Source organism: Halalkalicoccus sp. CG83, from assembly GCF_037081715.1.
GTDB classification, from domain to species: domain Archaea; phylum Halobacteriota; class Halobacteria; order Halobacteriales; family Halalkalicoccaceae; genus Halalkalicoccus; species Halalkalicoccus ordinarius.
In genome coordinates, this window is the sequence record NZ_JAZDDH010000001.1 from 973,314 (window position 1) to 992,424 (window position 19,111).

The 19,111-nt window shown below is 66.8% G+C and carries 21 protein-coding genes; 9 read left to right on the plus strand and 12 right to left on the minus strand.

Annotated features, from left to right (window positions below; all coding sequences use genetic code 11):
* The first annotated feature begins 106 nt into the window (after nt 1-106).
* Nucleotides 107-1,129, plus strand: a complete 1,023-nt coding sequence (locus V0Z78_RS05015; protein WP_336343529.1) for a phosphoribosylaminoimidazolesuccinocarboxamide synthase — start codon at nt 107-109, stop codon at nt 1,127-1,129.
* Here V0Z78_RS05015 and V0Z78_RS05020 read toward each other — a convergent pair.
* Entirely contained in the window at nt 1,126-2,073 is a 948-nt protein-coding gene (locus tag V0Z78_RS05020) for a formyltetrahydrofolate deformylase (protein ID WP_336343530.1), read from the minus strand. The genes V0Z78_RS05015 and V0Z78_RS05020 overlap by 4 nt on opposite strands.
* Before the next feature lie 164 nt (nt 2,074-2,237).
* Here V0Z78_RS05020 and purS point away from each other — a divergent pair, with 164 nt between their 5' ends.
* Entirely contained in the window at nt 2,238-2,492 is a 255-nt protein-coding gene (gene purS, locus V0Z78_RS05025; RefSeq protein WP_336343531.1) for a phosphoribosylformylglycinamidine synthase subunit PurS, read from the plus strand.
* On the plus strand, nt 2,489-3,163 hold the full coding sequence (gene purQ / locus V0Z78_RS05030; RefSeq protein WP_336343532.1) for a phosphoribosylformylglycinamidine synthase I: 675 nt from the start codon (nt 2,489-2,491) through the stop codon (nt 3,161-3,163). Before purS ends, purQ begins: the two co-directional genes overlap by 4 nt.
* A 13-nt stretch (nt 3,164-3,176) precedes the next feature.
* On the opposite strand, the gene V0Z78_RS05035 is transcribed toward purQ, so the two are convergent.
* The 3 genes from V0Z78_RS05035 to V0Z78_RS05045 form a co-directional block, all read right to left on the minus strand.
* Nucleotides 3,177-3,329: a hypothetical protein gene (locus V0Z78_RS05035; RefSeq protein ID WP_336343533.1), complete on the minus strand. Its 153-nt coding sequence runs from the start codon at nt 3,327-3,329 to the stop codon at nt 3,177-3,179.
* 58 nt (nt 3,330-3,387) lie between these two features.
* Nucleotides 3,388-4,458: an archaeosine biosynthesis radical SAM protein RaSEA gene (locus V0Z78_RS05040; RefSeq protein ID WP_336343534.1), complete on the minus strand. Its 1,071-nt coding sequence runs from the start codon at nt 4,456-4,458 to the stop codon at nt 3,388-3,390.
* A gap of 102 nt (nt 4,459-4,560) precedes the next feature.
* Nucleotides 4,561-4,983 (minus strand): hypothetical protein, encoded by a 423-nt coding sequence (locus V0Z78_RS05045; RefSeq protein WP_336343535.1) that lies wholly within the window; start codon nt 4,981-4,983, stop codon nt 4,561-4,563.
* Between the two features lie 178 nt (nt 4,984-5,161).
* Here V0Z78_RS05045 and V0Z78_RS05050 point away from each other — a divergent pair, with 178 nt between their 5' ends.
* Nucleotides 5,162-6,442: an ABC transporter substrate-binding protein gene (locus V0Z78_RS05050; RefSeq protein WP_336343536.1), complete on the plus strand. Its 1,281-nt coding sequence runs from the start codon at nt 5,162-5,164 to the stop codon at nt 6,440-6,442.
* A gap of 57 nt (nt 6,443-6,499) precedes the next feature.
* Here the strand turns inward: V0Z78_RS05050 and V0Z78_RS05055 are convergent, their stop codons facing one another.
* Nucleotides 6,500-8,677 carry an AAA family ATPase gene (locus V0Z78_RS05055; RefSeq protein ID WP_336343537.1) on the minus strand — a complete coding sequence of 726 codons (2,178 nt, stop codon included), beginning with the start codon at nt 8,675-8,677 and terminating at the stop codon, nt 6,500-6,502.
* Between the two features lie 52 nt (nt 8,678-8,729).
* A complete protein-coding gene (locus V0Z78_RS05060) occupies nt 8,730-9,485 on the minus strand; it encodes a hypothetical protein (protein ID WP_336343538.1) in 756 nt (251 codons plus the stop codon).
* A gap of 377 nt (nt 9,486-9,862) precedes the next feature.
* Here V0Z78_RS05060 and V0Z78_RS05065 point away from each other — a divergent pair, with 377 nt between their 5' ends.
* Both V0Z78_RS05065 and V0Z78_RS05070 read left to right on the plus strand, forming a co-directional pair.
* Nucleotides 9,863-10,774: a hypothetical protein gene (locus tag V0Z78_RS05065; protein WP_336343539.1), complete on the plus strand. Its 912-nt coding sequence runs from the start codon at nt 9,863-9,865 to the stop codon at nt 10,772-10,774.
* 6 nt (nt 10,775-10,780) lie between these two features.
* Nucleotides 10,781-12,487, plus strand: coding sequence for a pyrroloquinoline quinone-dependent dehydrogenase (locus V0Z78_RS05070; protein ID WP_409338674.1), 1,707 nt, complete (start codon nt 10,781-10,783; stop codon nt 12,485-12,487).
* Nucleotides 12,488-12,755: 268 nt separating this feature from the next.
* Here V0Z78_RS05070 and V0Z78_RS05075 read toward each other — a convergent pair whose 3' ends face one another.
* The 3 genes from V0Z78_RS05075 to V0Z78_RS05085 all read right to left on the minus strand — a co-directional run bounded on the left by V0Z78_RS05075 (nt 12,756) and on the right by V0Z78_RS05085 (nt 14,755).
* Nucleotides 12,756-13,463, minus strand: coding sequence for a DUF2270 domain-containing protein (locus tag V0Z78_RS05075; protein WP_336343541.1), 708 nt, complete (start codon nt 13,461-13,463; stop codon nt 12,756-12,758).
* 231 nt (nt 13,464-13,694) lie between these two features.
* Complete coding sequence (locus tag V0Z78_RS05080) at nt 13,695-14,444, minus strand: class I SAM-dependent methyltransferase (protein WP_336343542.1); 750 nt, start codon at nt 14,442-14,444, stop codon at nt 13,695-13,697.
* A gap of 2 nt (nt 14,445-14,446) precedes the next feature.
* The gene (locus V0Z78_RS05085; RefSeq protein WP_336343543.1) at nt 14,447-14,755 is read right to left on the minus strand and encodes an amphi-Trp domain-containing protein; all 309 of its coding nucleotides are present in this window, start codon (nt 14,753-14,755) and stop codon (nt 14,447-14,449) included.
* A gap of 97 nt (nt 14,756-14,852) precedes the next feature.
* Here V0Z78_RS05085 and V0Z78_RS05090 point away from each other — a divergent pair, with 97 nt between their 5' ends.
* Nucleotides 14,853-15,146, plus strand: coding sequence for an ArsR/SmtB family transcription factor (locus tag V0Z78_RS05090; protein ID WP_336343544.1), 294 nt, complete (start codon nt 14,853-14,855; stop codon nt 15,144-15,146).
* 83 nt (nt 15,147-15,229) lie between these two features.
* Nucleotides 15,230-15,676 carry a hypothetical protein gene (locus V0Z78_RS05095; protein WP_336343545.1) on the plus strand — a complete coding sequence of 149 codons (447 nt, stop codon included), beginning with the start codon at nt 15,230-15,232 and terminating at the stop codon, nt 15,674-15,676.
* 27 nt (nt 15,677-15,703) lie between these two features.
* Here V0Z78_RS05095 and fer read toward each other — a convergent pair whose 3' ends face one another.
* Nucleotides 15,704-16,129, minus strand: coding sequence for a ferredoxin Fer (gene fer, locus V0Z78_RS05100; RefSeq protein WP_409338723.1), 426 nt, complete (start codon nt 16,127-16,129; stop codon nt 15,704-15,706).
* 214 nt (nt 16,130-16,343) lie between these two features.
* On the opposite strand from fer, the gene V0Z78_RS05105 reads away from it, so the two are divergent.
* The gene (locus V0Z78_RS05105; protein ID WP_336343546.1) at nt 16,344-17,336 is read left to right on the plus strand and encodes a sodium:calcium antiporter; all 993 of its coding nucleotides are present in this window, start codon (nt 16,344-16,346) and stop codon (nt 17,334-17,336) included.
* An 88-nt stretch (nt 17,337-17,424) separates the two neighbouring features.
* Here V0Z78_RS05105 and V0Z78_RS05110 read toward each other — a convergent pair whose 3' ends face one another.
* Both V0Z78_RS05110 and V0Z78_RS05115 read right to left on the minus strand, forming a co-directional pair.
* Nucleotides 17,425-18,528 carry a sodium:calcium antiporter gene (locus V0Z78_RS05110; protein WP_336343547.1) on the minus strand — a complete coding sequence of 368 codons (1,104 nt, stop codon included), beginning with the start codon at nt 18,526-18,528 and terminating at the stop codon, nt 17,425-17,427.
* Nucleotides 18,529-18,726: 198 nt separating this feature from the next.
* Entirely contained in the window at nt 18,727-19,053 is a 327-nt protein-coding gene (locus V0Z78_RS05115; RefSeq protein ID WP_336343548.1) for a hypothetical protein, read from the minus strand.
* Nucleotides 19,054-19,111 lie beyond the last annotated feature (58 nt).

Consider the following 19,111-nt stretch of genomic DNA (forward strand, 5'->3'; position numbering starts at 1 on the left):
TCATTATTATACACGTGCTTACAGGAGGGCGGGCGGCCCGTGACGCGAACGGGAAACCTTCATGACGCGGCCCGAACGACGACCCGCATGAACCGCGGGAGGGACGATGACGAGCGTTAAACGGTTCCGAATCGACCGCGAGCCGACCGCCGACGCGCTGGGACGGGGTGCGTTCGTCTTCACCGACGCCTACTCCGTCTTCGACTGGGGGCCGATGCCCGACGAGGTGCCACGGAAGGGAGCGAGCCTCTGTACGATGGGCGCGTTCAACTTCGAGCGCCTGGAGGGGGCGGGGGTCCCGACCCACTACCGCGGGGTGGGAGAGGGCGACGAACACGGCCCGTTGGCGGGGCGTTCAACCCCGCCGACGGCGATGGCTATCGACCTCACGCGGGTGCCGGACCTCCCCCACGACGGCCGCGAGTACGACTACGACGCCTACCACGAGGTCGGTGGAGGGAACTACCTGATCCCCCTGGAGATCGTCTTTCGAAACCGCGTGCCCGAGGGCTCGAGCCTGCGTCGACGGACCGACCCCGCCGACCACGGCCTCGCTCTCGAGGCGTGGCCCGACGAGGCCGTCGACCTCGAGGAGCCGATCGTCGAGTTCTCGACGAAGTACGAGGAATCGGACCGGTATCTCGATCGCGAGGAGGCAGACCGGATCGCCGGCCGTGCCGATCTCGCGGACCTCGAGTCGCTCGCCCGGAAGGTCAACCGCGTCGTCACCGAGCAGGCCGAGTCGAGCGGGTTCGTCCACGAGGACGGCAAGATCGAGTGTCTCTACTTCGACGGCGAGATCCGCGTCGCGGACGTCGTCGGCACGTTCGACGAGAACCGCTTCTCCTACGGGGGCCAGGAGGTCTCGAAGGAGGTCCTCCGCCAGTACCACAAACGTACCCAGTCCGAGTGGGTCGCCGCCGTCCGGGAGGCGAAGTCCGAGGCCGAACACCGCGACGTCGCGGACTGGCGCCCGCTCTGTACGAGGGAGCCGGAACCGCTCCCGGCGGAGGTGGTCGATCTCGCCTCGGAGCTGTACGCCGCCGGGACCAACGCCTACACCGGCGAGGACTGGTTCGCCGCGCCGCCGCTCGAGGGCGTCGTCGAACGGGTCAGGCGGCTCGACTAATCGGCTCCGTCGCTCGACGCCCGTCCGATACCGTCGATCGGACGGTCCGGGTTGATCGCGTCGATGGCGGGATCCATGCCGAGCCGGTAGTCGCCCTCGCCGCGGACCTCGACGCGGCCGCGGTGGACCGCTGCAGCCGTGTCCAGATGGATCCGAACCGCCTCCAGCAGCGCCTCCGCCTCGAGGGGTTGGCCGCGTCGCTTGACCTCCTCGACGTCGGCGTCACTCGGCACGTTGAACGCCCGCTGAGTGATGATCGGTCCCTGATCCAGATCGGTCGTGACGTAGTGGGCGCTGGCGCCGGCGATCCGGACCCCCTCCTCGACGGCCTGGCGGTAGGCCTCCGCCCCCGGGAACGCCGGCAGCAGGCTCGGATGGACGTTGATGATCCGGTCCTCGTACCGGAAGACGACGTTCGGCCCGAGGATGCGCATATAGCGCGCGAGCACGATGAGGTCGGCGTCGTACTCCGAGAGCAACGCGAGCAGCTCCGCCTCGTCCGTCACGCCCTTTCCGTCGCCGACGTCGTGAAACGGCACGCCGTAGTGCTCCGCGAGCGGACGCAGGTCGTCGTGGTTGCCGATCACGACCGAGATGTCCGCGCCGAGTTCGCCGTTCGCCCACGCCTCGAACAGCGCCTCGAGACAGTGTGACTCCTTCGTGACCAGCACGGCGATGGCCTGCGTCTCGCGGTCGGCGGGGAAGCGGACCTGAACGTCGACGCCGAGCTCCTCGCCGAGCTCCGCGAGCGCGGCCCGCAGGTCGTCCTCGGTGACGCTCATCTCCGTCGCGTCGACGTGCATCGTCATCCTGAACAGGCCGTCGCGGACCGCCTGATCGAGGTCCTCGATGTTGACGTTCCGCTCGAACAGCAGCGTCGTGACCCGGGCGATCAGCCCGGTCTTGTCCTGGCCGACGACGGTGATCTCCGTCAGCCGGCTCACCGTATCGGCCTCACAGCGCCATCCATCGTCCGTAGCTGGTGCCGGGCGCGAACAAAAGGATGTCCCTGCGCGCCGGCGCGAACGCCCGACCGCGGACGATACACGTTCGTGTATCACCATCGAGAGTGGAAAGAGCTTTTGGGCACGGTCGCCCAATTCGACCGATGACCGGATACACCGCGATCGTCACGGTCCGGCTGAAGGCGGGCGTGCTCGACCCGGAGGCCGAGACGACGAGGCGGGCGCTCGAACGCCTCGAGTTCGAACTCGAGGACCTCCGGGCGGCCGACCGCTTCGAGATCGACCTCGACGCCGACTCGCCGGAGGCCGCGAAACGGCGCGCGAGCGAGATGGCCGACCGTCTGCTGGCGAACCCGACGATCCACGACTACGCCGTCGAGGTCGAGCGCCGAGAATGACGGTCGTCATCGTTCGTTTCGGCGGGAGCAACTGCGACCGGGACGCGAAGCGCGCGTTCGACGAGATCGACGTCGAGAGCGAGATCGTCTGGCACGAGGACGGCCTCCCGGAGGGGACGACGGGCGTCCTGCTGCCCGGCGGCTTCTCCTACGGCGACTACCTCCGGGCGGGCGCGATGGCCGCCCGGTCGCCGATCGTCCGGGAGATCCGAGCGGCCGCCGAAAGGGGGGTTCCGGTTCTCGGGGTCTGCAACGGCGCACAGATCGGCTCCGAGGGCGGGTTGGCGCCGGGGGCGTTCACGACCAACGAGAGCGCTCGCTTCCAATGTGAACGCGTCCACCTGCGCGTCGAGAACGCCGCGACGCCGTGGACGGACGCCTACGAGGAAGGGGAGGTGATCGAACTGCCGATCGCCCACGGCGAGGGCCGCTTCGAGATGAGCGACGACCGCCTGTCGGCGCTCGAGGCCGACGGACGGGTGCTGTTTCGCTACTGCGACGCCGAGGGACGCGTGACCGACGCGTCGAACCCCAACGGATCCGCGGCCAACGTCGCCGGCGTCCTCGGCGAGCGACGAAACGTGGCGGTGTTGATGCCGCATCCGGAACGGGCGGCGCTTCCGGAGCTCGGCGGCACGGACGGCCAGGGGATCCTCGCCGGGTTCGCCTGAGGACGGTCGCGCCCTACCGCCGGACGTCGACCGACTCGTCGATGGCGAGCCACTGTTCGGGGTTCTCGGTGTTCCTGATGACGAACCAGCCGTCGCCGTGAACGACCGCCTCGTCGATCGGTCCTTCTGACATGGTGGGTACCGTCTGATCGACGGTGTCCCGCATTGGGCCGCCACCTACTTTCTTAATCACAGCCGTGTGGGCGCTTAGCACGCCATTAACGTCACCGATCGAGCGGCATGTTGAAGCTCGTCTCCCGGGCCATCACCGCCTCCCACGTCGCCTCACACTCACAGGATACCTGTTCGAACACCGAGGGGTCCTGTCTGAGGTCGAAGTCCTTGATCGCGCGCTGGACGCGGTCGTCGCACTCTCCGCAGTTGTGCGGGCCCCGTTCAGAGCCGTGGCCGACCGGATCGCTCACGACGATCGCGTCGACGTCCGCGGTCGACTCGAGGATCTCCGCCACCGACCAGAGCCACGGCGGCCGGTAGCCGCCCCGGAAGTGGAGTTCGTCGACCATCGTGTAGCGCTGAACGTTCGTGGGGTTCATCGAGACCGTATGGGCGTGTTCCGCACATCGGCGGATCGAGCGCTTCATGTCCTCGACGGCCTCGGGTTCGGCCAGGAACGGCGGCTTACAGAGCAGATACGCCTTGATCCCCGCGCCGGCGTCCGCCGCGGCCTCGCTGGCGGCGACGAACTCCTCGAAGTCGAAGTACTTGTTCACGCAGTCGTGGCGCACCCGGTCGGTCGCGGTCTCGAGGCCGACCGCGACGTCAGTCGCGAGCCCCTGATCGGTGAAGTCCGCGAGCTTCCCGCGCTCGACGAAGTCCGGCAGGCTCTCGACGACGATGCGCTCTCGGTCGCCGAACGTCTCCGCGATCGCTTCTCTCGAACTCGCCCCGACCTCCCGCTCGTCGAGGAAGCTCCCCGACGTGTAGATCTTGATCAGCGGGCTCTCCTCGTCGGCTTCCTCGCGTTCGTGGTCGAGACAGACCTCGATCTGGTCCATCAGCGCCTCGTGGCTCACGCTGCCGCCCTCGACCGATTCGGCGACGTAGCCACACATCGTACAGCCGCCGGCGCGCGCCCACCGACAGCCGCCGGTGTTGAGGATGATCGTCAGCGACTGGCGGACGCCGTCGGGCGTGTTGTCCTCGTCGATCCAGACCCGCGTCGGCTCGTGAGGGTCGTACGTTCGGTCCTTCTGCGCACGAATCGAGCGCATCACCTCGTTGTGCGCGTCCATCCCGCGACCCTGTTCGTAGACCTCGGGGCTCGGCTGGCTCATTGGACGCGATAGCTGCCCGCAGCCTAAAGCGGCTTCGAACGTGACGGGTCGTCCGGAGACCGCGGGTTCGTCCGTCGCTCTCCGGTGGTCGCAGTCGGGTTGCTACGAGTCCTCGGACACCGAGGGCGACGTCTTGCCCTCGGGCTCCTCGTCCGCGGGCTCCTCGTCCTGAGCCTCGACGAACACGGCGTTGTCGAGGAACTCCAGTCCGCCGCCCAGGCGTAGTTGGATCGACTTCCCCGGAAGATCGGGATCGCTCTCGTCCTCGTCTTCGTCCTCCTCGTCGTGGAGATCCTGTGGTACCGACACCGCCGTGACTCCGCTGAGCGTCACGCTCCGGCGCTGGATCGGATCGCCCTCGTGCTCGACGGTCTCCCAGGTGTCGGCGTCGAACTGATCGATGTTCTCCCCGAAGTACTCCTCGGAGTCCTTGTCGACGGTGTCCTCCGTCTGGGACTCGCCGGTCGTTCTGTTGTCGTCGAACTGGACCTCCTCGTGTTTGTACTGATAGAGATGTACGAGCATCCTCATCTCATTCGAGGGGGCCCGAGTTAAAACATGTGCACGAATGATGATGCGGGAGGGACCGCTCATCCGTACACGCCGTCCCGCGATCGGCGGTTCGGTCGCTCGGCGACCGTCGAACCGGACGCCGGTCGATCCGTGCATACGTTTATCCGGACCGGAAAACGAGACGGTAGCAATGCACACGCGCGAGTTCTGGGTCCTCGACGACGACGACCGGGAGCTCGTCGAGCGACTGGCGGTGGGGCTCGGCGAGACGGCGGCTCGCGTCCTCGCCTACCTGATTCTGCGTCGCGAACGGGAGGAGATCACGAACGCGCCGGCGACGCAGCTCGCCGTGCGGATCGGGACGGAGACGAACCGCACGGCCGTCGCCGACGCGCTCTCGCGGCTCGAGGGGCGCTCGCTCGTCTCGACGACGACGGCCCGAGGTGGCGGCCGTGGACGGCCGCCGAAGGCGTGGCACGTCCCCGACGGACCGGAGGCGACCGTCGAACGCGTCTACGAACGACACGCCGAGGAGCTCCTGGAACGGGCGTCGACCCTCCTCGCGGACGGCACCGGAGAACTGGATCCGACCGGCGACCCCGACGGGTCCGCCGCCACGGTCGGGCTCAACTGGCGACCGAACGGCCTCCACGTTCCGTTCCACGCCGCGGCCGACCTCGAGGGCGATCGGTGGGAGAGGCTTTCCATGGAGTTGGCACACTATCGCGGATCGCGCCGGGCGCTCGATGCCGTTCTCTCCGACGACGTCGACGCCGGCGTCGTCGGCGCCGCGACCGTCGTCCGCGCGCGGGCGGCCGACAAGCCAGTCGTTCCGATCGCGGTCCTCTACCAGCGGGCGATGACCGCCCTCTACACCACCCGAGAGGCGTTCGGCGAGCCGCTGTCGAGCGTCGACCAGCTTCGCGGCCGTCGGATCGGGACGCCGGCGGGATCCGAGACGGACGTGCTCTGTCGGCTGTTCGTCTCGCAGACGGCCATCGCCGAGACGATCGAGTTCGTCGACACGGGCGGCGAGGAGCGCAAGGCGCTTCGCTCCGGGACGGTGGACGTCGTCACGGGCTCGTTCTCGGATCCACGACGGCTGGAACTCGAGGGATCGACGGTGGACTCGATCCTGGTCGCCGATCACTTCCCCATCTACGGGCCGACGCTGGTCGTCCACGAGGAGACGCTGTTCGATCGAACCGCGTTGCTCGGGCGACTTCTCGAGCGGACGATACACGGCTGGGCGGACGCGTGCTATCGGCCCGACGACGCCGTTCGAGCGATCGCGGCGGGGAGCGACGAGACGCCGGAGGAGGTACGTCGAACGTTCGAACGGGCGGTCGAGGAGTTCGCCACGGCCGACGCCGTCCGTGACCACGGCTGGGGCTGGCAGCGTGCCGAGACCTGGGAACGAATCGAGACGGCGCTCCGACAGGGAGAGCTCCTTCACGACACCGCCAGATAGTCCTCGAACACGATCGGACGCGTTCGAGTCACGGCGATGGAGGGTGTCGAACCCGGATCAGTCGAGGCGATCGCGGTTGGTTCGGCTCAGCTCGATCTCCTCGAATGCGCGTTCGAAGTGGTCGCCCGTCAGCTCGATCGATCCGACGTCGACACCGGTCGGACCCTCCCTCGTCGTCCGGACGTACCCCCTGACCGCCGCGGCCGCCGCCTCTCGGCAGAGCGCCTCGAGGTCGGCTCCGACGAAGCCGTCGGTCCGCTCGACGAGCGTCTCGATCGAGACCTCGTCGGCGAGCGGCTTCTCACGCGTGTGGATCCGGAGGATCTCGCGGCGGGCGTCGGCGTCGGGGACGGTGATGGGGACGTGTCGGTCGAGGCGACCCGGACGCAGGAGCGCGGAGTCGATCAGATCCGGCCGGTTGGTCGTCGCGATCACGACGACGTCCTCGAGCGCCTCGAGCCCGTCGAGCTCGGTCAACAGCTGGGAGACGACGCGCTCGCCGACGTTCGCGCCGCCCTCCTCACGGCCGCGTTCGCCCGCGAGCGCATCGATCTCGTCGAAGAAGATCACCGTCGGGGCGTTCTCGCGAGCCTTGCTGAACACCTCGCGGACCCCCTTCTCCGATTCGCCGACGAACTTATCGAACAGTTCGGGGCCCTTGATCGAGATGAAGTTCGACTCGGCCTCGTTGGCGACGGCCTTCGCGAGCAGGGTCTTGCCCGTGCCCGGCGGGCCGTAGAGCAACACACCCTTCGCGGGTCGGAGGTCGACCCGCTCGAAGGCGTCCGCATGCTCCAGAGGCCACTGGACGGTCTCCCTGAGCCGTTCCTTGACGTCCTCGAACCCGCCGACGTCGTCCCACGAGACGTCGGGGACGTCGACGAACAGCTCCCGGAGCGCCGACGGCTCCGTCCCCCGAAGCGCCGCCTCGAAGTCGTCGACGGTCAGGCGGATCGGTTCGACGGCGCTCGCCTCGGCGTCCTCGTCGGACTCGAACGCCGGACGGACCCGTCTCGCCGCGTGCATCGCGGCCTCGCGCACGAGATCCTCCAGGTCCGCGCCGACGAAGCCGTGGGTGTGGTCGGCGTAGCGGTCGAGATCGACCTCCTCGGCTAGCGTCGTTCCGCGCGTGTGGAGCCCGAGGATCTCCCGGCGCTCCTCGGCGTTCGGGACGCCGATCTCGATCTCCCGGTCGAACCGTCCCGGGCGCCTGAGTGCGGGATCGAGATCGTCCACCCGGTTGGTCGTACCGAGCACGGTGATCCGTTCGCGCGTCTCGTCCATGAGCGAGAGCAGCCGGGCGGTGATCCGCCGTTCCGGCTCGCCGGCGCCCTCGCGATCGGACGCGATCGCGTCGATCTCGTCGAGGAGGACGAGCGCCGGCTCCTCGCCCCGGACCGCCTCGAACGCGGCTCCGAGCGGATCCTCCTCGCCGTAGCTCCTCGAGACGATCTCGGGACCCGACAGCGTCTCGACGCGAACGTCGAGTTCGCCGGCGACGGCCCTCGCGAGCAGCGTCTTGCCGGTCCCGGACGGGCCGTGCAGCAACACTCCCCGCGGAGGTTCGACGCCCAGGCGCTCGAACAGCCCGGCGTGGCGCATCGGCAGTTCGATCAGCTCCCGCAGTCGCTCGAGTTCGTCGTCGAGACCGCCGACGTCCTCGTAGGTGACGGCCGACGTCCGCGGATCGGGCGCGTCGTCGGCCGAGAGCCCCTCCGCGGGTGACTCCGAGACTACGATGTCGGTCCAGTCCTCGACGACGACCAGCCCGTCCGGCTCCGTCTCCACGATTTCGACCGGGAGACGCCACTGCGATCGTCTCGAGACGGAGCCGTAGCCGGGGCGAACGGAGACCGTCCGCCCGCTCGTCACGACCCGATCGACGAGCCCCTCCCGCACCGAGAGACCGACCTCCGGCCGGGGGTCGAGATCCGACGGCAGAGCGATCGTGATCCGTTCGGCCGCCCTCGCCTCCGCCGGTTCGACGGCCACCCGATCCCCGACGTCGACGCCGGCCTCGCGACGCAGCCGCTCGCCGATCCGGACGACCGGTCCGCCGCCGTCCGTGATGTCGACGGGGTCGGCCGTGGCCCGCGCTACCGTCCCAGGGCCGTCCCCGTCGTCGATGCGGACGAACCCGCCGTTCTCGAGCCCCAGTTCCGCCAGCGTTCCGCGGTCGAGCGCCACCACGCCGTCGTCGGCCTCCACGGACGCCGGTTTGACCGTGGCCCTCATGGATGAGACGACGGAACCGCTCTTCGGCGCGACGCCGGTCCGTTCGGCGCCATCACGTCCCCTTCTCGAGAACGCCCAGTTCCTCCCACGGTTCCGCGCGCGTGTCCGGTACGTCCATCGCCGTGAGCAGTTCGTCGCAGTCCCGGCAGAAGGACTCCACGGCGGTGTACGACCGTTGACAGCACGGGTCGACGTGGTGACGGGCGGTCTCGATCGAACCGTCACAGCGCGGACACCGATCGAGCAGGAGGCGAAGCCTCCGGAGTACGTCCTCTCGCGTCGTCGCGTCGATCGACTCCCAGTCGTCGAACGCAGACCGAAGCAGTTCGCCCGCGGCGACGTCCGCGACGAGCGCGCCCTTCGAGTCCCACCGGAGGGATTTGGAGGAGTCGAGCACGAACGACGTCTCGCCGTGTCGATCCAGACTATCGGCGTCGAACAGCGTCGCGACGTCCTCCCTGGAGGGATCCCGGTTCCGAACGCTTCGGATCCGTTCGTTCCACTTCTCGCGGAACTCCGGCGCCAGCCGGTAGGCGTCGTCCGGGCCGGGGACGACGATCGCGGCGGCCGCAAGCGCCCCGTTCACGTCGCCGTTCTCCGGGACCGTGACGCCGGAGGTGTACGACGACTTGCCGAACAACCGGAGCAGGGGTTCGGGGAAGTAGCGCCTCGTGATCGTCGGCGTCCCGGGAACGAGGTACCCCCGGAGGTAGATGGCGAGTACGGCGAGGGCGAACGACAGCGCCGCGAACGCGACGGAGACGGTGGCGAGGGCGAGCGCGAGCGATGCGGCGATGAGGAGGTTCAACAACGTACACGGACCACATCGGTTCTCACCCGTGTATTCCGGTCGCCGGAGCCTCACCGCCGTGTTAGCGATCGGATTCATGTGCTGGTGGTTGTCACTCGGCAACCGACCCACATAAAAACACGCCTCGATTCGGGCATTCCGCTCGATCGAGGAACCGTTCACATCCGATCGTCGACACCTCCGTGCTCGCCGTTCGGACGTCGATCCGTTGGGAACCGCAGCCCTCGTATCGGGCGACTGCTGCCGGTTCGTGGGCTCCTCTGCCGGAACGTGACGGTATAGTTACTATTCAAAACCATATTTAATCAATGGGTAAGCATACGATATAAACAATGAAGGATTAATAGGGTTGAATTCGTTGGCCCCAACGGTCCATGTCAAACGCAACCAGGCCACAGACGACGGCCGAGGATCACGCCAGGCTGGCGGAGAACCTGGGGATCAGCGAGCCGTCGACCGGGGACCGGCTGACGCTCGATGAGCTCCGGAGGACGATCGACGCCGAGACGGATCCGGAGTTCGCCTCGATGGGGGAGGCGATCCGGAGCGATCTCACGGCGAGACTCGACGGCGACCTCCTCGAGGAGGAGCTGGCGAACCTCGCTGCTCAGATCGATCGCCTCTCGGAGGTACGGGAGGCGGGGATCCCCGAGGGAGACGGCGAGCCCGAGGAGCTCTATCGGGAGCTCGTCGAGCCCGGCTGGCGGGTCTACGACCACCTCGAGGAGGTGGGGTTCTTCGAGAGCGTGGAGGCGAACCTGCCGGCGTTCACGCCCGAGCACGTCGAACACACCGCCCACGAACTCGTCCAGGCCGAGCCGCTGACCGCGGCGCTCGACGACTGCGGGTTCGACGACCACGAACAGACGGTGTTGGTGATGAACGTGGTGAACAACAACACGCGGCTCTCGCGGTGGACGCCCACCAAGGAGATTCCCGACGGCGTCGAATTCAACACCGAGTTCGTCCCGCCGCTGCACCAGCGTGCGATGGGCGGGGTGCTGCTGTGGGTCAAGAACCTGGACGTCCACCTCTGGCAGAAGCGGATCCTGATCACCGACGAGATCCTCGATGACGGCTACTGGGACGTGAAGGCGATGCTCGGCGGGCTGTATCTGATGGTGCAGGCCGCTCGGGACATCGCGACCGACGGATCACTCACGGACGCCCAACTGACCGCGGCACTGACCGCCGGCGCCGCGATCATGATCACCAACCAGGAGGAGATCGTGAAGGACGTCTTCTGGATCACCGAGGAGATGCGATCGCCGAGCACACTGAGGTAACACATCATGTCAATAGACGACGACAGAGCCGTGAAAGCGGCACAGGATACGGTTGTACGGGAGACGGACAACGGCTACCGAGTTCTCGGCGCGCCCGAGAAGTCGGTCACTCACCAGCACGACATCGACCGCATCCCCGAGGTGGACGTCACCCAGGAGATGCTGAACGAGACCGCGGAGAACCCCGAGAGCTGGCTGCTCTACGGCGGTGGCTACGAACACCACCGCTACACGACGTGTGAGGTCATCACGAAGGACAACGTCTCGGACCTCGAACTCGAACACGACATGTCGGTCGGCGCCGGCTCGAGCATGGAGGGGACCCCGCTGATCGTGCCGGGAGACCCGCCGATCATGTACCAGTCGAACGGCCCGAACCACATCAAGGCGATCGACCCCCGTGAGGGCGACGTCCTCTGGAGCTACACGTACGCGGTGCCCAACGACGTGGTACTCTGCTGTGACGACAACAACCGCGGCCCCGGCGTCTTCGGCGATAAGGTGTTCATGACGACGCTCGACTCGGGCGTCGTCGCGCTGGATCGCTACACCGGCGAGGAGGAGTGGTACCACGGCACCGCCGACCACGAGCGTGGCTACTCCGCGACGTGGGCGCCGATGATCTACGACGGGACGCTCTACACGGGAAGCGCCGGTGGCGAGTACGGGGTCCGGGGCTTCCACACCGCCATCGACACCGAGAGCGGCGACGAGGTCTGGTCGATCAACGTCTCGCCGGAGACCGAGTGGGTCGGCGACAGCATCGAGCAGTCCTCCTGTACCAACTGGATGACCGCGACGATCGACCACGAGAACGGGCGGATCTACATGCCGATCGGCAACCCCGGGCCGGACTTCGACGGCTCGGTGCGTCCGGGCCCGAACCGCAACAGCGCCGGGACGCTCTGTCTCGACCTCGAGACGGGTGAGGAGCTGTGGTTCCACCAGGAGTCCGCCCACGACATCTGGGACTACGACTCGGCGATGCCCCGCATCCTGATCCGCGACGTCGAGGTCCGGGGCAAGACCCGCGACGTCGTCGTCTCGGTCGGCAAGACGGCGTGGCTCTACACGATGGACGCCGAGACCGGCGAACTGCTCGTCCGGAGCGAACCGGGCGCCCAGCAGCTCAACATGTTCCGGATGATCCCCCACATCGACGAGGGGCGACGCGTTCCGTTCATGCCCGGCGGCATGGGCGGCAACGACTGGCAGCCCGGCTGCTACAACCCCGAGCTCGGCATCACCTACCACAAGCTCCACAACTCCTTCCAGGAGGCGTGGTGGCGCTTCGAGGAGTTCGAAGCAGGCAAGAAGTACTGGGGCGGCATCCTCGAGGACGAGACCGAGGCGGTCCCCGACGACTACAACGGCCACATCAGCGTCATCACGGCGTTCGATCCGCTGACGGGTGAGACCGCCTGGCAGGACTGGATCGACAGCGACGTCTATCTCTGGGGCGGCACGATGGCGACCAAGACGGGACTGATGTTCGCGGGCACGCAGAACGGCAACCTCGTGGGCTACGACGGCGAGTCGGGCGAGCGCCTCTGGGAGTTCGACGCGGGCGACGCGCCGATCTCCGGCGACCCGGTGAGCTGGTACGACCCCGGCACCGAGAAGCAGTATCTCGCGATCCAGGTCGGCGGCAGCGGCTGGCTGCGCCGCGGCGAGCGCGACGACCGGCTGCTCGTCTTCTCGATGGAGGAGTAAGCCGAACACGACGGAGCGATTTTTTTAGCTACCCGCCGCAGAGACGGACGTGTCGAGTTCGTCCGGTAGCGAGCGAATCGACCGGCGTTCGCGGACGCGTATGGGTCACCGTGAGTTCCATCGGCTACGGGTGCCGTCCGCCACGTCGTACCGAACGCCGAGGACGTCTTCGGCACCGAGGATCCACGCTCTTCTCGACCCGATGGATGCGACTAGAACGTTCGGTGTAGAGCCGAACGAGGGCCGTTCGAGCGGCGTCTCGAGACGCTCATTCGTCTCGTTTCCACTCCCCGGGCTCCACGGCATGATACTCCCCTTTGGCCTGCCGTGAGGTCGGCCAGAGGGTCACTGCGAGGGAGACGAGGTAGTACGAGAGGACGATAACGACGACGACGGCGCCCGGAACTCCCGGTACGGCCGCGGTCTCGAACCACCGTTCGCCCGGAACGAAGAGGCTGATTCGAAACAGCCACGTCACGAGCAGGACGCTTAGCAGCGGCAGATAGACCCGTCGCAGCCGTCGGGTGATCGCCTCCCGAACCGAGACCTTCAGGGTCGGCTTTCGGAGGTCGTCGGCGAGTTCGCTTCGCCACTCCCGGTGAACCGAGCCTTCGGGATTGAACGCGTTGGCGAACACGTTCTCCTCGATCATACGCACTCGAGACCGCGTCGCGTCGAACGATCGATACCGTCTGACGTCGAACACGAGGAAGATCGTCAACGCGAGCATACCGATCAACAGGAAGTACGGCGGGCTATCGACCGAGGCGAACGAGAGCGCGAGCACGGCGGCGATGACGCCGATGGCCCAATCGATCGTGAGATCGAGGCGGCTGATCGCCGTCGACATCTGACCCACCTCTCCTCGGTAGTAGTGAGGAAGCAGGGAGAGGAAGTCCGTCGGCTCCTGTCCCGCTTTCGCAGCCACTTCGCGGGCGTCCTGCGTTTCGGGGTCGAACGTCTCGTTTTCGTCCATACACCCCCTACGTCGCCAGCGATCAAGTCAACTAGCGGAGATACTACCGAACGGGTCGAGCGGAACCCCTCGAACCGAACCGGACCATTGCCTGCATGACACACCTCCGTTCAGCACGCCGTTCCTGGTACGTAGTGGTAGTTCCCGAACGGCGTCTCACATCGTCATCCGCCCGTACCGTTGCGCTCGGCCGGTGTACAGATACGCGAACGGCCCGTCCGCACCGCCGACTCACCATCCCGACGGCGACGGCTCCGCGACGACGAGGACGTAGGGTTCGTCGCCACCGGGTCGTTCGACTTCTTTCGTCCGTTCGACCGAGAACCCCGCCTCGGCGACGCGGGAGCGCCAGTACGCCTCCGGATCGTCGACGCCGTCGGGGACGATGGGCAGTTCGAGCACGCCGAGGGTTCCCCCGGGCGCACAGACGCGGTGGGCCTCCCGAAGCGCCGGTCCGACGTCCTCGGCGGGCAGGTCGTGGAGAACCCGACAGGCCGTCACGACGTCCTGCGTGTCGGTCGCCACCGGCATCCGGGCGGCGTCTCCCTTGACGGGCGTTACGTCGACTCCCGCCTCGCGGGCGTTTCGCCGCGCGAGCAGCGGTGCGTTGCCCAGGATGACGCGATCGTCGAAGACGTCGAGGCCGACGACCGTACAGCCATCGGGGATCCGCGGTGCGAGCCCGACGAGCGACCGTCCAGTCCCGCAACCGACGTCGAGGACGGTACTCGCCCCTTCGAGAGGGAGTTCGGCGACGAGCGCGTCGTACTTGTAGCGTTCGAGCGTCCACGGCGCCGGCCGGAGCAGCTTCGAGAGCGGGCGACTCGCACGATCGACCGAGCCGAGCGCCACGAACAGCCCGAGGAAGCGAGCGCCGCGAACCGGACTGCGCCGGAGGACCGCGGCGAGCGCCAGCCCACAGAGCGCGAGCAGCAACGAGCGTGACCGTTCGCGCCAGTGATACAGGCCGAAGTAGTACACGATCAGCTCACGTCGAGGCCGCTCGCGCCGCCGTCGTGCGCCTCGGTGAACTCGACTTCGATCTCCAACTCGCCCTCGCGCTGTTTCGAGAACTCGACCTCGACCTCGATGGGCTCGCGGTAGGCGAACGGGATCTCCCAGTCCTCTCCCGAGACCGTGATCCGTGTGTCGTCCTCGATCCCGTCCGCGAGATGACGGAGGAACGCCGCCGTCTCCTCTCGCGAGAGGTGGACCTCGCGCTCGAAGAAGCCGCTGGTGATCGTCTTTCGGTGCTCGGTCCCCTTGTCCGGGAAGTCGATGTCCTCCGCCATGGTCCTCGGTACCATCCACGCTACCATTAATCCCGGTCCCCGTCGCGGGCGTGGGAGAGTAGTAACGTCTATGACTAACCGACACGATGGCTCGTTCGTGTCCCTGATCGACGTGCTGGGGAGTACGCCTCGACTGAAGATCGTCCGGGAGCTCTCCCACGGACCGAAGTACGTCTCCGAACTCACCGAGGCCGTGGGAATGGACGGAAAGACGGCCGTCCACCACCTCTCGACGCTAGAGGAGGCCGACCTGGTCGAACACTACCATCAGGGCAACCGCAAGTACTACCGGCTCGTCCGTACGGTGGAACTGCGCATCGTCCCGCCGCCGGAGCGGACGTTCATCCTCCAGGCGAACGAACGGGCCGATACGCCCTCGGCCAACGACTGACCCGCCCTCCTGCGCCGTCGAACGCGAACGAAGCGACGAGGGGCGGCCAAAGCTATATGACGAATCGTGGTAATTGTGCTCGTATGTCTTCCAAGGACGGGCTGACGGTCGAGACGGGCGAGGAGGGCGAATCGACGGTCGACTACCAGATCGAGGAACTGATCGCGCGCCGAACGGGGGAGCTCGAGGACCGCGTCGAGGAGTTGGAGGACGAGCTGACGGAGGTGGAGAACTTCGCGCGAATAAGCCTGGGCGAGCGACGGCTCAAACAGAACGAGGCGAACATCTCGGAGTTCTCGGAGTCGCTCACCGCGTTCGCGGAACGGACGTTCACCAAGATGAACGCGCTCGAGAACCGCCTCGAGGTACAGACGCTGCTCCTGACGTCGCTCATCGACGCGGTCTCGGAGTCCGACGACGTCGAGATCGACGTCTCCGAGGTGAAGCAATATCAGAACGATCAGCTGGTGATGAGCGCGTCGGCCGATCAGCGCCTCCAGGAGGCGATCGAGGAGCTGTCGAACGACTGAACGGTTGGACTCGACGGGCGATCGGCGCTACACTTCTCGCACGCCGATGACGCGGTCCTGGAGGTAGTCGAGATACATGGCGTTGTAGACGATCTTGACCTCGTCGCTGACCGGGATGCTCTGGCAGGTCAGGTAGATGTTCCGTTCCTCGACCTCCTCGTCCGTGAGGATCAGATCCATGTCCATCTCCAGCTCTCCCTCCTTGAGGATGGCCGTACAGTTCGCACACGAGGCCGCGCGACACTCGAAGGGCCATTCGTGGCCCTCGTCCTCCGCGGCGTCGAGGAGGTAGCGCGTCCCGTTGATCTCGAAACGTCCGTGGTCGGTCTCCTCCAGGTCGGCCTCGGCAGCCTTCTCGAAGAGGTCGTCGTCGTCGATCTCCCACTCGCGTTCGGCGATCGCCTGGTAGTTGAGGTACTCCACCGTGTACGTCGGCAGCTCCTCGGGGTCCATGTCCGCCTCCGCGTCCCGCCCGACCTTGATGTTAGGAAGGCTCGATGACATACACCGACTATCGTGATACTCCTACTTAACTGCCCTGCTGAGTGGTATCACCCGCCGCTTTCGATCGTCCCTCGTCCGTCGGCGCGCGGTGGCGCTCGCCGTCCCGAGAGTTCGAGACGCCGAATGGGTGGTCTTTTTACCGATCGTGGGTCATTCGTCACGGGTGGACGTATCCACCGTCGTCGCCGTGGCGCTGTTTCTCGCCGGGATAGCACTGGTCGTCTGGAGCGTCGAACGGTTCGTCGAGGCGGTGGCTCGGAGCGCGGTGTCGCTCGGCGTATCGGGCTTCCTCCTGGCCGTGGTGCTCGCGGGCGTGGACCTCGAGAACGCGATCCTCGGGATCACGGCGGCGTACGGCGACCTCTCCGATCTCGCGCTCGGAACCGTGTTCGGCGAGGCCGTCTTCGTTCTCACGGTCGCCGTCGGCGTCGCCGGCGTTCTCGTGCCCTTCGAGACGAGGGTGCCGCGGTCGTACCTCCTGCTCTCGCTCTCGGTACCGGTTCCGATGGCGGTGCTATCCCTGACCGGGACGCTAACGTGGACCGACGGTCTCCTGCTCTCGCTCTCGTTTCTCCCGTTGCTGTTCCTGATCTACGCGCTCGAACGGCGGACGGAGACGCGATACATGGTCGCCGAGGAGGTCGAGGAGGTGATCGGCCTCGACGAGGAGTCCGGGGAGGAGGTCGACGAGAGCGAGGCCGCGACCGGGACGCGCGCCGGCTGGTATCACCTCGGCGTGGCGCTCGGCGCGACCGTCCTCATGACCGTCGGTTCCGCCATCGCGGTCGCGGGCGCCGAGGGAGTGTTGAACGCGTTCGACCTGTCGGGGCTCGCCTTCGGCGCGACGGTAATGAGCTTCATCGCCTCGCTCGAGGAGCTGCTCCTGACGGTCGAACCGGTCCGGAAGGGCCGCCCGGAGATCGCGGTCGGCAACGTCGTCGGTAGCACGCTGTTCTACGTCACCGCCAACGCCGGTCTGATCGCGCTGATCCGTCCCATCGACACCGGCGGAGCCGTCATGACCGTTCACTGGCCGTTCTTCGCGCTCTCGCTCGTGCTGGTCGTGGCGATGTTCTATCGAGGACGCGTCGGACGCCTCGGCGGGACGGCGCTCCTCGCGCTCTACGTCGGTTACTGGCTCGCGAACTACCTCTGATCGTACCCGTCCGCGAGACCCCATCAGGGCGCGTCGATCGGGTCGTCCGTGCGACGGAGGGGAACGACGGTACGATGCGTCGAACCGGTCAGCCGGCGATCGGAACGCCGCCGAGGACGAACACGGCGACGAGCCAGTAGACGACGTACAGTCCCCCCAGGAGGACGCCGTGCCGTCGGCGTAACCGTCGCGTTCCCACGAAGTACGCTCCGAGGGCGGTGAGGACCAACAGTGCCGGGAGATGGAAGTAGAGCACGCTCGTGCCGATCTCCAGATCGGCCAACAGCAGGACGAATCCGATGTTTCCCGTCACCGAGAACACGACGCTGCCGATCACGTGGCCGATGCCGATCTCGGGGAACCCGCGTCGGACCGGCTCCAGGGTGAGGAGGACGTTCTCGAAGGTCAGCAGCAGCGTGATGACGGTGGCGCCGAAGACGGTCTCCTCCATGCCGGTCTCCTCGACGACGACCTCCGAACCGACCTCGATCAGGATCGAACCGAGGACGACGCCGGCGAGCGCGACGACGGCCAGACCGATCCAGACGTAGCCGGCGTACGTTCGGTGGGCGACGAACTCGTCCTCGAGGATCGGCTCGATCCGGTCGTGGGCCGCGATGCCGCCGTCGGCTTCGATCACCTCGTCGGTTTCGACGCCGCCGTCGGTCTCGACGCGTTCGATGACGTCGGTGTCACGGAACACCGGCACGTTTCGGCGGTGCTCCATGTAGACGACGTAGGCGAGAAACGCGAAGAACAGGACGAGCAGCCCGATCCCGTGGATCACGGTGAGGGTTCCCAGCAGGACGAGCGGCAGGAGCACCAGCGGCGAGACGACGAGCAATACGAGGTAGTCACGGGGAACGTCGACGGAGAACGGCTGGACGATCGCCGCGAGCGCCAGCGTGATCCCGACGATCGCCAGCGCGGTACCCAGCGCCGTGCCGAGGGCGACGTCCTCCAGTCCGCCGGAGGCGAACACCAGCGCTAGGATCGTGTCGTCGAACTCGAACCCGGTGAAAAGTATCGCCAGCGAGAAGACCGAGACGCCGAGTCCCAACGCCGCCCTCGTCAGATAGCTGATCAGTTTCTCGATGAACGCCAGGAGCATCACCCCGCCCGTCGCCAGCACCAGAAACGCGAACCACAGCCCCTGTGACTCGACGAACGACTCGATCGCTTCCTCGACCATCGACTGTTCACCCACCCCGATAACTAATAATTGTTATCGTTCGGGTAGTCGGGTTCATGGGAATTTTATACACGCGTTCGGTCCCGCTCGTCCGACGACGGCCCTCACCGTCGAACGCGCGACGCGGCGACGGGCGTCGGCGTCGCTCGTGTAGTGGAGCGATTCCAGCGACGGGTCGTTCGTCCTTCCGTTCGTACCTCACTCCGTGAGGGTGTTCAGGTACTCCTCGCCGGAGTCGGTGAGGACGTAGACCCCTGCCGACGTCTGACGGATGTACCCCTCCTGCTGGAGTTCGTAACAGCGCTGGTCGGTCGTGATCGGATGTGCCTCGATCGCCTCCGCGAGCGAGGAGACCGACGTGTCCTCGCGTTCGTCGAGAGCTCTCAACAGCGTTCGTTTCAGGTCTCGATCCATGAACGGTACTGTCCCATCCACGTCGCATGTTAACATAGATGTTCCGATGCCCGCATCGGCGGGCTCGGCGTTCGAGACGAGCGTTACCGGCGCCTGCGAGCTGTCGGTCACCGCCCCGTTCGATCCCACCAGGGGGTCCGATCCGGTGATCGTGACGCGGGCCGGCCGC